The 14661-nt window shown below is 72.2% G+C and carries 13 protein-coding genes; 11 read left to right on the top strand and 2 right to left on the bottom strand.

From position 1 onward, the window contains the following. Positions 1–5: 5 nt before the first annotated feature. Genes ACIBVN_RS49040 through ACIBVN_RS49060 form a run of 5 tightly spaced genes read left to right on the top strand, consistent with a single transcriptional unit; the run spans position 6 to position 4695 of the window. Positions 6–1082 carry an ABC transporter permease gene (locus ACIBVN_RS49040; RefSeq protein ID WP_397147781.1) on the top strand — a complete coding sequence of 359 codons (1077 nt, stop codon included), beginning with the start codon at positions 6–8 and terminating at the stop codon, positions 1080–1082. Next, the gene (locus tag ACIBVN_RS49045; protein WP_397147783.1) at positions 1079–1957 is read left to right on the top strand and encodes an ABC transporter permease; all 879 of its coding nucleotides are present in this window, start codon (positions 1079–1081) and stop codon (positions 1955–1957) included. Before ACIBVN_RS49040 ends, ACIBVN_RS49045 begins: the two co-directional genes overlap by 4 nt. Positions 1958–2012: 55 nt before the next feature. Further along, entirely contained in the window at positions 2013–2789 is a 777-nt protein-coding gene (locus tag ACIBVN_RS49050) for an ABC transporter ATP-binding protein (protein ID WP_397147785.1), read from the top strand. Then, the gene (locus tag ACIBVN_RS49055) at positions 2786–3694 is read left to right on the top strand and encodes an ABC transporter ATP-binding protein (RefSeq protein WP_397147787.1); all 909 of its coding nucleotides are present in this window, start codon (positions 2786–2788) and stop codon (positions 3692–3694) included. Before ACIBVN_RS49050 ends, ACIBVN_RS49055 begins: the two co-directional genes overlap by 4 nt. Further along, the gene (locus tag ACIBVN_RS49060) at positions 3691–4695 is read left to right on the top strand and encodes a M24 family metallopeptidase (protein ID WP_397147789.1); all 1005 of its coding nucleotides are present in this window, start codon (positions 3691–3693) and stop codon (positions 4693–4695) included. Before ACIBVN_RS49055 ends, ACIBVN_RS49060 begins: the two co-directional genes overlap by 4 nt. Before the next feature lie 7 nt (positions 4696–4702). Here ACIBVN_RS49060 and ACIBVN_RS49065 read toward each other — a convergent pair whose 3' ends face one another. Further along, the gene (locus ACIBVN_RS49065) at positions 4703–5764 is read right to left on the bottom strand and encodes a hypothetical protein (protein ID WP_397147791.1); all 1062 of its coding nucleotides are present in this window, start codon (positions 5762–5764) and stop codon (positions 4703–4705) included. A 62-nt stretch (positions 5765–5826) separates the two neighbouring features. On the opposite strand from ACIBVN_RS49065, the gene ACIBVN_RS49070 reads away from it, so the two are divergent. The 5 genes from ACIBVN_RS49070 (at position 5827) to ACIBVN_RS49090 (ending at position 11228) form a co-directional block, all read left to right on the top strand. Next, positions 5827–6378: an acyclic terpene utilization AtuA family protein gene (locus ACIBVN_RS49070; RefSeq protein WP_397147793.1), complete on the top strand. Its 552-nt coding sequence runs from the start codon at positions 5827–5829 to the stop codon at positions 6376–6378. A gap of 74 nt (positions 6379–6452) precedes the next feature. After that, on the top strand, positions 6453–7217 hold the full coding sequence (locus ACIBVN_RS49075) for a GNAT family N-acetyltransferase (RefSeq protein ID WP_397147795.1): 765 nt from the start codon (positions 6453–6455) through the stop codon (positions 7215–7217). After that, a complete protein-coding gene (gene menC / locus ACIBVN_RS49080) occupies positions 7214–8314 on the top strand; it encodes an o-succinylbenzoate synthase (RefSeq protein WP_397147797.1) in 1101 nt (366 codons plus the stop codon). Before ACIBVN_RS49075 ends, menC begins: the two co-directional genes overlap by 4 nt. Positions 8315–8657: 343 nt before the next feature. Beyond that, entirely contained in the window at positions 8658–8969 is a 312-nt protein-coding gene (locus tag ACIBVN_RS49085; protein WP_397147799.1) for a hypothetical protein, read from the top strand. Positions 8970–9014: 45 nt separating this feature from the next. Then, positions 9015–11228 carry a hypothetical protein gene (locus tag ACIBVN_RS49090; RefSeq protein ID WP_397147801.1) on the top strand — a complete coding sequence of 738 codons (2214 nt, stop codon included), beginning with the start codon at positions 9015–9017 and terminating at the stop codon, positions 11226–11228. A 78-nt stretch (positions 11229–11306) separates the two neighbouring features. On the opposite strand, the gene ACIBVN_RS49095 is transcribed toward ACIBVN_RS49090, so the two are convergent. Next, positions 11307–13544 (bottom strand): Orn/Lys/Arg decarboxylase N-terminal domain-containing protein, encoded by a 2238-nt coding sequence (locus ACIBVN_RS49095; protein ID WP_397147803.1) that lies wholly within the window; start codon positions 13542–13544, stop codon positions 11307–11309. 220 nt (positions 13545–13764) lie between these two features. On the opposite strand from ACIBVN_RS49095, the gene ACIBVN_RS49100 reads away from it, so the two are divergent. Next, positions 13765–14661, top strand: a complete 897-nt coding sequence (locus ACIBVN_RS49100; RefSeq protein ID WP_397147805.1) for an RNA polymerase sigma-70 factor — start codon at positions 13765–13767, stop codon at positions 14659–14661.

The raw sequence follows: 14661 nt of genomic DNA on the forward strand, positions 1-14661 counted from the left end.
GTAAGGTGTCCGACATCCCGGGCGCGCCGCCCCCGTCCCGAGCGGGGCGGCGGGCGGCGCATCCGCTCGTCCGCTTCCTGGTCCGGCGCATCCTGCTCGCGGTCCTGATGGCCTGGGGCATCACGCTCGTCACGTTCGTCCTGACGAACCTGGTCCCCGGCGACCCCGTGGCCGCCAACCTCGGCCAGCGGGCGCTGGGCGATCCGGCGATCGTGGCGCAGTGGCGGGCCGAGCACGGCCTGGACAAGCCGCTCTGGCAGCAGTACGTGCTCCACCTCGAGGGCCTGGCCCACGGCGACCTGGGCACCAGCCAGCAGAGTCACCGGCCGGTCAGCGAGGACCTGGCCGAGTTCGTCCCGGCGACGCTGGAGCTGGCCGGGGCGGCGATCCTGGTGTCGCTGGTGCTGGGCGTGGCGTTCGGGGTGATCGCCGCGCTGCGCCGGGACCGGCTGTCGGACCACGCGCTGCGCGTGCTGAGCCTCATCGGCATCTCCGTCCCGACCTTCTGGCTGGCGCTGGTGGCGTTCTACGTGTTCTTCTACCGGCTGCAGCTCACCCCGGGCAGCGGCCGGGTGGACGCGGCGCTCAACGGCGCGGTCCCCGCCGTGACCGGGCTGCAGACGGTGGACGCGCTGCTGGCGGGCCGGTGGGACGTGTTCTCCTCCGCGGTCGGGCACCTCGTGACGCCCGCGCTGGTGCTGGCGCTCTACACGATCGGCCTGCTCACCCGTTTCACGCGCTCGGCGGTGCTGGAGGTGCTGGGGCAGGACTACGTGCGCGCCGCCAGGGCCAAGGGGCTGCCGGGCCGCACGATCCTGTTCCGGTACGTGCTGCGCTCGGCCCTGGTGCCCGTCATCACCGTGGCGGGCCTGGCGTTCGGCAGCCTGCTGTCCGGCACCGTGCTGGTCGAGGCGATCTTCGCCTGGCCCGGCGTCGGCCAGTACGCCTACAAGAGCGCCACCACCCTCGACCTGCCCGCCGTCATGGGCGTCGGCCTGGTCGTCGGCGTCGTCTACCTGGTCATCAACCTGATCGTGGACGTCCTGTACGGCGTCATCGATCCCCGAGTGAGGCTGCAATGAGACGGCGGGACCCCCTGGCCCGCAGGGGCCTGCTTTCGCGGCTGCCCGAGGCGTGGCGGCAGCCGCTGGCCGTGGTCGGCGCCGTGCTGGCGGTGCTCTGGCTGGTCGTCGCGCTGGCCGCGCCCGCGCTGGCGCCGCACGACCCCCTCGCCCAGGACCTGCCGCGGCTCGCGCCGCCGGGACCCGGGCACTGGTTCGGCACCGACCAGCTCGGCCGCGACATCCTCAGCCGCGTCATGTACGGGGCGCGGGTGTCGATCCCGCTGACGTTGCTGCTGGTCGCGCTGTCGGTGCTGATCGGCGGGCTGCTCGGCGCGTGCGCCGGCTACTTCGGCAGGTGGGTCGACGAGACGATCATGCGGGTGGCGGACCTGGTGTTCGCGTTCCCGACCGTGATCCTGGCCATGGTGGTGGCCGCGGCGCTCGGCGCCAGCCTCACCAACGCCGTGCTGGCCGTCCTGGTGGTGGCCTGGCCCGCCTACGCGCGGGTCACGCGCGGGCTGGTGCTGGGCGTGCGGGAGCGGGAGTTCGTGCTGAGCGGCCGGCTGCTGGGCTTCTCGGTGTGGCGGTCGCTGCGGGTGGACGTGCTGCCGAACGTGACCGGACCCGTCCTCGTCCTGGCCACCCTGGACATCGGCACCGCCCTGCTGCTGCTGTCGGGCCTGTCGTTCCTTGGCCTCGGGGCCAAGCCGCCGTCCCCCGAGTGGGGGGCGATGGTGGCCTCGGGGGTTGAGGTGTTCGACAGCTGGTGGGTGGCGACGTTCCCGGGGCTGGCGATCCTGACCGTGGTGCTGGCGTTCAACTTCCTGGGTGACACCCTGCGCGACGCGCTCGATCCCCGTACGGCCCGCGCGATCAAGGAGCGTGCACTGTGAGCGAGCGAACGAGACAGCACAGCGACTTGGTCGCAGGTCCGACGAAGGAGGACCTGTGACAACGCTCGACATCACGGCACTGAAGGTGACGATCGGCGGCAAGGAGATCCTGCGCGGCGTCGACCTCACGCTCGAGCCGGGGCGCGTGCACGGGCTGGCCGGGGAGAGCGGCTCGGGCAAGACCATGACGGGGCTGGCCGTGCTCGGGCTGCTGCCGCACGGCGCCCGCGTCTCGGGCGCGATCCGGCTCGGCGAGCGCGACCTGCTCGCGCTGCCGCCCAAGGAGCTGAACCGGGTGCGCGGCGGCGAGGTCGCCATGGTCTTCCAGGACCCCGCGACGAGCCTGCACCCGATGCTGACGATCGGCAAGCAGCTCACCGAGCACATGCGGCACCACCTGGGCCTGGGCAAGGCCGAGGCGCGGGCCAGGGCGGTGGAGCTGCTGGGCAAGGTGCGGATCCCGGGCGCCGAGGAGGCGTACGGACGCTATCCGCACCAGTTCTCCGGCGGGATGCGGCAGCGCATCGCCATCGCCATCGCGCTGGCCTGCTCCCCCAAGGTGCTGATCGCCGACGAGCCGACCACCGCGCTGGACGTCACCGTGCAGGCGGGCGTGCTGCGGCTGCTGCGCGGGCTCTGCGACGAGCTGGGGCTGGCCGTCCTGCTGGTCACGCACGACCTGGGGGTGATGTCGGCGGTGGCGGACGAGGTGAGCGTGATGAAGGACGGGCTGGTCGTGGAGTCGGGTCCGCGCGGGCGCGTGCTGCGTGAACCCGAGCACGCCTACACCCGCTCCCTGCTGGACTCCCTTCCCGACGCGGAGGCACGATGACCCTGCTGACCATCGACGACCTGGTCGTCGAGCACCGCTCCCCCGGCCGTCCCGCCGTGCGGGCCGTGGCGGGGGCCAGCCTCGCGGTCAACCCGGGCGAGGTCGTCGGCCTGGTCGGCGAGTCCGGGTGCGGCAAGTCGACCCTGGCCCGCGCCGTCTGCGGGCTGAACCCCATCACCGCCGGCTCGATCGCGTTCGACGGGCAGCCGGTCACGCCGCTCGGCCTGCGCCGCAGGAAGCTGACCGGCATCCAGATGGTGTTCCAGGATCCGTACGCCTCGCTCAACCCGCGGCGGCGGGTCGGCGACCAGATCGCCGACGGGCTGCGCACCTCGAACGACACCGCCACCTCACCCGCCGACCTGCTGGAACGCGTCGGCCTGCCGCGGGACTTCGCCGGGCGGCATCCGCACGAGTTCTCCGGCGGGCAGCGGCAGCGCATCGCCATCGCCCGCGCCCTGGCCGCGCGGCCGCGGCTGCTGATCGGGGACGAACCCATCTCGGCACTGGACGCCTCGGCCCAGTCGCAGGTGGCCAGGCTGATGCGGGACCTGGCCGTGGACTCGGGCGCGGGACTGCTGTTCATCAGCCACGACCTGTCCGTGGTGCGGCTGATCGCCGACCGGATCGCCGTCATGTACCTCGGCAAGATCGTCGAGGTGGGCGACACGGCCGAGGTGTGGGCCGACCCTCAGCACCCGTACACGAAGGCCCTGCTGCAGGCCATCCCCAAGCCGGACGGCATGGGCGTGCTGCCCGCGGAGCTGCCCGGCGACGTGCCGGATCCGGCGAACCCGCCGGGAGGGTGCAGGTTCAGCCCGCGCTGCCCGTTGGTGATGGATGTGTGCCGCGAGAAGGAGCCGGAGTTCGGGCCGGTCGCCTGCTGGCTGCACGAGCCGAAGTGACGCCCGCGCCGCACGACGCACCCGCGCCGCGGCAGGTTGCGGCGCGGGTGGCGGCGGTGCGGGCGGCCATGGACGAGGCCGGGGTGGATGCGCTGGTGTTGCGCTCCTCGCCGGACTTCCGCTTCCTCGGGGGCGGCGAGAGCGCGTACCTCGTGGTGACGCGGCACGTCGTCGCCGAGACCGCCGATCCGGCAGGGATGCTGCCCGAGGGGGCGCGGCGGGTCGGGGTGGATCCGGAGATGCGGGTGCGTGAGCTGTTCGGGCTGACGATCCAGGCCGAGCTCGTGCCCGCGTCCTCCGTGCTGTGGCCGCTGCGACTGCGCAAGGAGCCGTACGAGATCGAGGCCGTCCGGCGGGCGGTGGCGGCGGCCGAAGGGGTGCTGGGGCAGGCGCGGGAGCTGGCCTGGTTCGGGGCGACCGAGCGGGCGATGGCGCACCGGCTGCGCGTGCTGCTGGCCGAGTCGGGGTGCGAGGAGCTGGTGTCGCTGCGGGTGGCGGCCGGCGAGCACTCGGCCCGGCCCGCGCACGTGCCCGGAGAGCGCGTGATCAACCCCGGGGACGCGCTGGCGGTGTCGGTGTGCGGGCGCTGGGACGGCTACTGCGCCGAGGTGGCCAGGGTGTTCGCGGTGGCGGAGCCGCCGGAGGACTTCGAGGCCATGTACTCGGTGGTGCTGGCGGCGCACCGGGCCGGGCTGGCCGCCGTACGGTCCGGCGGTGCGGTCGGGGCGGTGGCCAGGGCCGTCGGCGAGGTGATCGACGGCAGCGGGTACGGGCGCTTCGCGGCGGCGCACGTGGGCCGGGGCGTCGGGCTGGGCCACGACGAGGGGCCGTGGCCCGGCGAGGACGCCGTCTTCGCCCCGGAGATGACGTTCTGCCTGGAACCCGCCATTTACCTGCCCGACCTGTTCGGGGCCCGGGTGGCGGACGTGGTGGTCTGCACGGACGAGGGTCCGGTCCCGCTGGGCACGTACCCGCACACGCTGCACGTCCTGGAGCGGTAGCCCTGCGCTAGAGGGATTCGGCCAGCCTGCGGGCCTCGTCCGCCCAGCCCATCAGGAACATCAGCGCCTTGCCCCGCTCCCTGTAGCGCCGGGCCGCGTCCACGGGCCTGGCGCCGCCGTAGTCGAGCTGCGCCTGCCCCACTCCGGCCAGCATCATGGGCGCCAGGAAGTCGTACTTGACCGCCGAGGCGCACACCGCCAGCCGCACCAGCCGCTCGTCCCCCCGCCACCCCGACTCGCGCAGCCCTCGCACGTAGGCCCCGTAGACGGCCGCGTCCAGGCCGGGCAGCAGGTCGGCGGGCAGGAACAGGTCGAACACGCTGTCCGGGATGTGGTTGCCGACGTCCTCGCCCAGCGCGCCGTCGCCCGCGAACGCCCAGTCCACCAGCACGCTCTCCCCGTCCCGGTCGATCACGTTGCTCGGCCACACGTCGAGGTGGCACAGCGCTCTCGGCAGCGACTCCAGCACGGCCAGGAACTCCTCCCGGTCCCGGTGCAGCCGTACCAGCTCTCCGCGCAGGCCGGGCGGGAAGTTCTCGCTGACCAGGGGGTGCCGCCAGACCGCGTCGTCCTCAAGCAGCTCGTACGGGACCGGCTTCGACCCCAGGTAGTCGCGCAGGAACGACCGGCTCAGCCACGGCCGCTCCACCTCGCCCGCCGCCCCCTGGGCCAGGCCGAGCTGGTGGCCGAAGAGCGTGTGGCGCTCGACGTCCCAGGCGGTGCCGGGCCGTCCCGCCACGTCCTCGGTCCACAGTGCCAGGTCGCCGTCGTCCCGTTCGACCAGCTCCAGCAGCTTCGGCGCGGTCAGCCCCGAGCCCGCCCACAGCCCCGGCAGGCCGCCGGCGTAGACGTCGGCCTCCCTGCGCCAGTAGTTCCAGTGGCGCGGGTCGTCGGAGTGCCCCCAGCCTTCGCCGCCGTCCTTCCGCCGGGTCAGCACCTTGAGCACCGCCGACCGCGAACCCCTGCGCACCCGCCAGATGCCGCCCGTGACCGCGTTCTTGGGGTTGTGCGTGAGCGGCTCGACGACCGCGTCGACACCGCCGAGCACGCGCGAGATCTCATCTTCCACTCGCGCAACTTTAAACCTGTGACAGTGTGTGATGGTTCACGGCAAAGGGTAGTCAACGAAACATGCTGCGCATCGGCACGTGGAGGTCTGCCAGGTCCGCCAGGTCGGCCGACGTCGTGGCCTGCGGGTGGCACGACGGCGGCCCCGGCCCTCTCGAAACGGGCATCAAACTCATCTACGGCGTGGGCGGCCCGGTGCCGGCGTTCCCCGGGCTGAGCGTCGGCGCCCAGGTGGCGACCTGCGCGGAGGAGATCGCCGAGGCCATGTCGCAGGGCGCGGACGTGGTGGCCACCGCGGCGGGCTGCTGCCCGGCGGCGCCGGTGGTGGCGGCGGGCATGTGGCACTACGGCTGGACCGGGAGCGACCTGGGCGCGCTGGCCGGGGCGACCGTCGCGGGCCTGGTCCTGGCCGCGCAGCCGGGGCCGTGCGCGGTCGAGCTCTCCCGCGACGGCCGCGGCTCGCTCGACGGCGACGTGACGGCGGCGGCAGTGCTCGCGCGCCTGGCCGCCCGCTTCTCCGGCGGCCGCTATCGCACCCCGGAGGTCACGGTCCCCCTGGAGTCGGTCCGCCTCAGGCAGGAGGAGCCCAGCAGGCTGCTCATCACGGCTCGTTAGGCCCCGGAGGCCACCGGCGCCGCGCGGTCGCATACTGTCGCGAGTGAACGTCCGGCAGGAGGAGGAGCGGCAGGTTGGTCGAGGTCAGAGAGCTCCATGAGATTGCGGAGTTCGAGCGGGTCAACGCGCTGTGGGACGACATCTGGCACTTCGGGCCCGGCAGCCCGCCCGTCACGATCGAGCTGATGCGGGCGATCTCGCACGCGGGCGGCTACGTGGCGGGCGCCTTCGACGGCGACCGGCTCGTCGGCGGCTCGGTCGGGTTCCTCGCGGCGGACGACGCGCTGCACTCCCACGTCACCGGCACGGCGGCGGGGCGCGGCATCGGGTTGGAGCTCAAGCTGCACCAGCGCCGCTGGGCCCTGGCGCGCGGCCTGGAACGGGTCACGTGGACCTACGACCCGCTGGTGCGCCGCAACGCCCACTTCAACCTGGCCAAGCTGGGCGCCCGCCCGGCTGAGTACCTGCCCTGCTTCTACGGGGTCATGAGCGACGCGATCAACCAGGGCGACGAGTCCGACCGCCTGCTTGCCGTCTGGCCGCTGTCGGCCCCGCACGTGGAGGCGCTGGCGCGGCGGGAGCCGTACCCGGCGCCGGCGCCGGACGGCGCGGTGGTCGCGCTCGCCGACGAGGACGGGCGGCCGGTGCCCGGCCCGGCGGACGCCGACACGGTGCTGGTGGCCGTGCCCGCGGACATCGAAGGGTTGCGGATCGCGGACCCGGGGACGGCCAAGGCGTGGCGGCACGCCGTACGCGACGTGCTGGGCGGCCTGATGGCCGAGGGCCGCGCGGTCACGGGGTTCTCCGGGAAGAACTACTACGTTGTGGAGAGAGTGTGAAGATCACAGGAGTAGAGCTGCGGCGGCTCGCGATGCCGCTGGTGGCGCCGTTCCGCACGTCGTTCGGCACCGAGACGGCCCGCGACGTCCTGCTGGTCAGGGTGGTGACGCCGGACGCCGAGGGGTGGGGCGAGTGCGTGGCGATGGCCGAGCCGCTCTACTCCGCCGAATACACCGACGGCGCGGCCGAGGTGATCCGCCGCTTCCTGCTGCCCGCGCTGCCGAAGACCCTGGACGTGCACGACGTCGGCCGCGCGCTCGAGCCGATCAAGGGCCACCGCATGGCCAAGGCGGCGCTGGAGACGGCCGTGCTGGACGCGCAGCTCAGGGCGGCGGGCGAGTCGTTCGGCCGCTTCCTCGGCGCGGCCCGCACCCGCGTGCCGTGCGGGGTGTCGGTCGGCATCATGAACTCGGTCCCGCAGCTGCTGGACGCCGTGGCGGGTTACCTGGACGAGGGGTACGTCCGCATCAAGCTCAAGATCGAGCCCGGCTGGGACATCGAGCCGGTCCGCGCCGTGCGCGAGAGGTTCGGCGACGACCTGCTCCTCCAGGTCGACGCGAACGCCGCCTACTCCCTGACCGACGCCCCCCGCCTGGCCCGCCTCGACGCGTTCGACCTGCTGCTGATCGAGCAGCCCCTCGCCAACGACGACCTCGTGCAGCACGCCAAGCTGGCCACGCAGCTCAGGACGCCGATCTGCCTGGACGAGTCCATCGAGTCGGCCGAACACGCCGCCGCCGCCATCGCGCTCGGCTCCTGCTCCATCGTCAACATCAAACCCGGCCGGATCGGCGGCTACCTCGAGGCCAGGCGCATCCACGACCTGTGCCGGGCCAACGGGGTGGCGGTGTGGTGCGGCGGCATGCTGGAGACCGGCCTCGGCCGGGCCGCGAACGTCGCGCTGGCCGCCCTCCCCGGCTTCACCCTGCCCGGCGACACCTCGGCGTCGCGGCGCTACTACGCGACCGACGTCACCGAGCCGTTCGAGCTGGCCGACGGCCACCTGGAGGTGCCCACGGGGCCGGGCCTCGGCGTGGAGCCGATCCCCGACGTGCTGGCCGAGGTGACCACCAGCACGGAGTGGATCACCCTCTGAGCCGCGGTCCCGTCGTGGGGATTGGTCTCCGCCGACGAACACCACCGCACCGTCTCCCGGCACCACTGCCTGCTCGACATCAACCCGCCGGAGATCCGCATCCGCCGAGCCCTCGCCGCCACCCTCAAGTAGGGGATCCGCACGTCACACACGCTTCGAGTGGTGGTGGTGATGGCGCTCTTCACGCCGCGCACCCGGACCCCGGTGACGGAGACCCCAGGAGAAGGCCGCGGGAGCCGTACCCCGCACTAGGGCTATCCCCTAATGAACCCCTGGGGCGCCGGCCCCACGCGCGGGTTACGGTGCGGACAGCAGGAGCCGGCAACATCCGAGAAGTCAGGACGTGCAGATGGCCTCCGTGCGCATCGACTTCACCGAGGGCTTCGACGATGACGAGATCATCCTCCGCGTCGCCGACGAGGTCGTCTTCCACAAGCGGGACGTGACGACCATGCCGTTGATCGGACTGGCCGACTCGGTGGAGCTCGCGCTGCCCGGCGAGCGCCTGGAGGCCGAGGTCGAGCTGCCCGGGAGGGGCACCCGTACGCGCCTCGACGTGCACGTCGGCGGCCGGCGGCAGATCGCCGTCTCGGTTGACGGTTCCGCGCTGTCCCACGTCGTCTCAGCAGAAGGCACGGAATTCGGCTACGGCTGACCGCGCCGCGCAGCCCGGCGAAGGCGCCGGGGTGGGAGGGGTTCCATGTCGATCTCATCAGAAGAGCCGCAGTACGGGCAGAGCATGCCCGACCCGATGACCGGGTACGCGCCGGCATCCGAAGCGGCACCGTCCGACGCCGAGCAACAGCAGGCGCTGCCGCCGTGGCACTGCGTGCGGCTCGGGCCCGTCAGCGGGAGGTACCAGGGCTTCCAGGCCGCCAGCCGGACCAGCTACCTGGACTGCCGCGTGGACATCGATCCGCGCGGCGTCAACTCGCCGGTCACCAACCGCGTCAGCGGCGACTTCTACGACGTCTTCGCGATCCACCTGCCGGGCCGGCCGCCCATCACGTGGCGCAGGTACCGCGAGTCGTGGATCATCGACGCACCGCAGGTCACCTGGACCAGGTGCAACGTGACGATCACCGGCGAGGTGCGGTTCTGGAAGGGCACGCATCCGCTGACCCACGCGCGGATCAGGATCCCGTGGCGGACGCTGGGCCCCGCCGGCCCCGCCGAGGTGGTCTTCTCCGACAACGGCGGCGGCAGCAGCACCTACCACTGCCCGCGTACCTCGGCGAACTTCCGCGAGATGACGCTCGAGGTGGACGTCTGCCAAACCGTGCAGGCCACTCCGCTGCTGCCGAGCTACCACACGCACGCCCACTCCAACCACCCGGCCGGCGTGCCGGCCCGGACGCTGACCGTCGCGGGCGCCTACCAGGAGGCGGGGATCGGGCTGACGCTCAACACGCCGGCGCACACGATCTTCGACGATCAGAACCCGAGCTTCAGCACCTGGTCGGTGAGCGAGCTGCACGACGCCATGGAGACGGCCTTCAGCCAGTTCTCCGGCGGCTGGCCGAAGTGGAGCATGTGGGGTCTCATGGCCGGCACGTTCGACAGTTCGGGCGTGGCCGGAATCATGTTCGACGCGGCCGCCGCGTTCGGCGGGTCCGGGGAGGCGCCGGAGCGGCAGGGGTTCGCGCTGTTCCGCAAGCACTCGTGGTTCAACAACCTGCCGCAGGGCGCGCCCGCGAACGACACCGAGGCGGCGGCCCTGCGGGACCTGCTCTACACCTACGTCCACGAGGCCGGGCACGCGTTCAATCTGCTGCACAGCTGGGACAAGGGACGGCCGGACTCGCTGTCGTGGATGAACTACCCCTGGCGGTACGACCTGCGCAACGGCACGGACACGTTCTGGAACCGGTTCATGTTCCGGTTCGACGACGCCGAGCTCATTCACATGCGGCACGGCGACCTGTCCTCGGTCATCATGGGCGGCGACGCCTGGGCCAGCGGCGGGCATCTGGAGCAGCCGCAGGCCGGGGAGGCGTTCTCGGTGCAGGAGGGCAACGCGCCGCTGGAGCTGCTCGTTCGCGCCGAGCCGCCCGTCTACGACCTCATGGAGCGCGTCGCGGTCGAACTGCGGCTGCGCAACCTGCTCGACGTGCCCGTGGAGGTCGACACCCGGTTCGACCCGGCGTACGGCACGATGGCGGTCTTCGTGCAGCGGCCGGACGGCCGGGTCACCAGGTTCGAGCCCATCATGTCCGTCATCGGCATTCCGGACACGGCCACGCTCCAGCCGGTCTCCGAGGGCGCCTACGGCGGTGACCGGCACAGCGCGGAGGTCGACCTCACCTACGGCCGCGCCGGGTTCACGTTCACCGAGCCCGGCACGTACCGGATCAGGGCGACCTACCACGGGCCCAGCGGCATGGTGGCGATCTCGAACGTGCTGGCCATCCGGGTGCTCACGCCCGCCACGCGGCAGGACGAGGTCCAGGCCGCCGACTTCTTCACCGACCAGGTCGGGCTGAACATCGCCCTGGGCGGCTCGGCCTCCCCGTACCTGGCCAAGGGGCTGGACGTGCTCACCGAGGTGGCGCAGCGGCACAGCGGCCGGCTGCTCGGGGCGCGCGCCGCCGAGGTGCTCACCGGCGCGCACGGGCGGGCGTTCAACCGCATCACCGACTACGAGCAGGGGACGTTCAAGCGGGTGAGCGACGCGCAGCCGCAGCTCGCGGTCGAGCTCACGGACTCGGCGCTGGACTACTACAAGAACAGCGACGAGCGACGGCTCAACCTCGCCTACCACAACCTGGTGAGCAAGCGGGCCGACCTGCTCGCCACGGCGGACAACTCCGACCAGGCACGGCGGGAACTGGAGGACCTGCAGCACAAGCTCGAAGAGCGCAAGGTACGGCCCAGCGTGCTGGAGCAGATCAGGATGACCCGCGAGAAGATGTAGGAGTGCGATCTGTGCGGCGCCTTGCGGAATTTCCGTAAGGCGCCGCACCGAGTCGCAGGCGCATGATGGACGCCGAGCTCAGTCCTTGACGACCTCCACCCAGTAGCGGCCGTCGCCGTCACGGTGGGCGCCGTGGATGTCGGTGGCCAGGTCGGGGAAGGCCCGATCGAAGTCCTCCAGAGCCCGCAAGTACGTCATCAGCGGACCGCCTGCCGGGCCGGTCGCCTCGCCGGGCATCAGCATGGGGATCCCGGGCGGGGTGACCACCACCGTGGCCGCGGCGACCCGGCCCGGCAGGTCGGCCAGCGGGACCCGCTCGGTGCGGGCCCGGATCATGGCCTGGTAGCAGTCGGCAGGAGTCGACACCGCCTCCGGCAGGGTGGTGAAGACCTGGTCGAGCAGCTTCCCGAGCTCGGAGTCACGCAGCTTCTCGTGGACCAGGGTGCAGAACTTCTGCAGCGAGATCGCGGGCGGCCCGAAGCCGGGCAGCACCTCCGCCAGGGGCAGATCGCCGTCGTAGGCGTTCTTGAAGTCGGTGAGCGCGTCGATCAGGGTGCCCCACTTGCCCTTGGTGATCCCCATGGAGAACAGCACCAGCAACGTGTGGTCGCCGGTCTTCTCCACCACGATGCCGCGCCGCTGCAGGTAGGCGGCCACGACGCGGGCCGGGATGCCCCACTCGAGCGTGCCCGCGGCGGCGTCGGCGCCCGGGCAGGTGATCGTCACCTTGACCGGGTCGAGCAGGCAGTAGCCCTCGGACATCCCGTCGAACCCGTGCCAGGCGGCCCCCTCCTCCAGAGTCCAGCACCGGGGCTCGGCGCACAGCAGCGCCGGGTCGGCGTCGGCGAACGAGACGGTCTGGCCGGTGCGCGGGTCGGTGACCGCAGGGGGCTGCCAGACGCCGAAGAACCAACGGGGCCGACGGCCGTCCTCGCGGATGCGGGCGGCCAGCCGCACCATCGCCTGCCGGAACCGCACCGCCTCGACGATCGCCTCCCCGGTGAGGAACGGCCCCGAGGGGCCGTCCATCATCGCCGCCGCCACGTCGAGCGAGGCGATCATCGGGTAGAGCGGCGACGTGGAGGCGTGCATGAGGTAGGTCTCGTTGAACGTGTCGTAGTCGACCGCCGCGCGCTCCGCGGGGCGGACGTGCAGCATAGCCGCCTGCGACAGCGCGGCCAGCAGCTTGTGCGTCGACTGGGTGGCGAACACGGTGGGACGGCCGGGGCCAGGCAGCGTGCGCTCGTCGATCGCCATGCCGTACCGGCCGGTGTAGAGCGGGTTGAACCGGGCGTAGGCGAACCACGCCTCGTCGAAGTGCAGCCGCGGCACGCTGGCGCCCAGCAGCTCGCCGACCCGCACCGCGTCGTAGCACACCCCGTCGTACGTGGAGTTGGTGATCACCGCGTACGTCGGCCCGCCGGCGGCAAGGGGGTGGGCGGCCACCCGCTCACGGACCGCGCCCGCCTCCAGCGCGGCGGGCGGGATCGGGCCCGCCAGCCCGAGCCCGTTGCGCTCGGGCACGAGGTAGACCGGCCGGGCACCGCTGATGGCCAGCGCGTGCTGGACCGACTTGTGGCAGTTGCGGTCCACCAGGACGGTGTCGTCACGGGCGATCGCATGGTGGCCGACGATGCGGTTGGCGGTGGAGTTGCCGTTGACCACGAAGTAGGTGCGGTCGGCGCCGAAGACGCGGGCGGCGTTGCGCTCGGCCTCTCCGATCGGGCCGGTGTGGTCGAGCGGCGACCCCAGCTCGGTGACGGAGATGGACAGATCGGTGCGCAGCAGCCGTTCACCGTAGAAGTCGAAGAACGCCCGCCCCACCGGTGACTTGAGGAACGCCACGCCTCCGGCGTGCGCCGGTGTGTGCCAGGAGTAGCGATGGTGATCTTGAAGCCGCCGCAGGGCGCCGAAGAACGGCGGAAGGATCTTCTCGGCGTACTGGTCGGCCGCGTAGGCGATGCGCCCGGCGATGAACTGCGGGGTGTCTTCCAGCGGGAAGACGTAGCCCTGGATGACCTCGTACACCCAGAGCGGAAGCTCCTGCTCCTGCGTCATCAGGAAGACGGGCAGGCCGCGGAACCGCCTGGCCACCGCGCCCAGCAGCTCCTCGGCCCCCGGCGCGTCCCAGGCGGCCAGCACCGCCGTCAGCGACGCGTCCGACCCGACCACCGCCAGGGCGTCCTCGGCCCGGTGGGTCCAGCGCACCTGGAGCCCGAGCTCGTCCATCGCCGCGCACACGCGGCGGAGCTGCTCGGCGAGTGCCGAATCGGCGTCGGGACGTTCGGTGACGGCGGCCAGAACCGTTCGCTCCATGCGGCACTCCATGGTCGGGGGAAGGGGCGGGAAGGCCCTCCCGACCCACCGCAATAGTAACCGTGTGCTGTTGATTGGCAACTTAGAGTTATCTGTTATGTGCACCATGGGTAACTGGTGAAGTGGGGCCGGGTGTGACGAACCACCCTCGTCGGAGCCGCTGGACGGGCAGGTGAAAGGCTGGACAGCTACATCCGTCAGCGGAACAGGGGCGATCGCCATGGGGGACACCGCACCGGCGAACCATTGCGGTGGACCGGAAGATCTGGACCAGGCCGCAGCGGTCTTCGCGAGCGTGCGTCCGCGCCTGTTCGGAATCGCGTACCGGATGCTGAGCAGCTCCACCGAGGCCGAAGACCTGGTGCAGGAGGTCTGGCTGCGCTGGCAGGCCTACGACCGCGGCACCGTGGCCGACCCGGCGGCGTTCCTGGCGACGGCGACCACACGGCTCGCCATCAACGCCCTGCAGTCCGCGCGGGTCCGCCGCGAGACGTACATCGGCCCGTGGCTTCCCGAGCCGGTCGACACCAGCTCCGACCCGCACCTCGGCGCCGAGCGAGGCGAGGCCCTCGGCTTCGCGGTCCTGCTCCTCCTGGAGAAGCTCTCCCCCACCGAACGCGCGGCGTACGTGCTGCGGGAAGCGTTCGACTACCCCTATCGGCAGATCGCCGACATCATCCAGGCCAGCGAGGTCGCGGTGCGGCAACTCGTGAGCAGAGCCCGCAAACACCTCATCTCCGAGCGCCGCGCACCGGTCACCGGAGCCGAGCAGCGCAGACTGCTGACGGCCTTCGTCGCCGCCGCCCGGACCGGCGACCTCGCCGCGCTGGAGGAACTCCTCGCCGCAGACGTGATCAGCTACTCCGACGGCGGCGGCGCCGTCCGGGCCTCGCGCTTCCCCGTGGTGGGCGCGTTCCGGGTGGCGAAGTACGTCAGGGCGTTCGCGGACCGGTTCTGGGCCGGGGTCGACGTGGAATGGGGCGACGTGAACGGGCAGGCGGCCGCCTTGCTGCGCCGCGACGGCGAGGTGTTCACCGTCCTCACCGTCACCGCCTCCGACCAGGGCATCGACCAGGTGCTCTGGATGATGAACCCGGCCAAGATCACCGCCGCCTGA

Origin of the sequence: Nonomuraea sp. NPDC049400 (assembly GCF_044466425.1) — a bacterium.
Lineage (GTDB): Bacteria > Actinomycetota > Actinomycetes > Streptosporangiales > Streptosporangiaceae > Nonomuraea.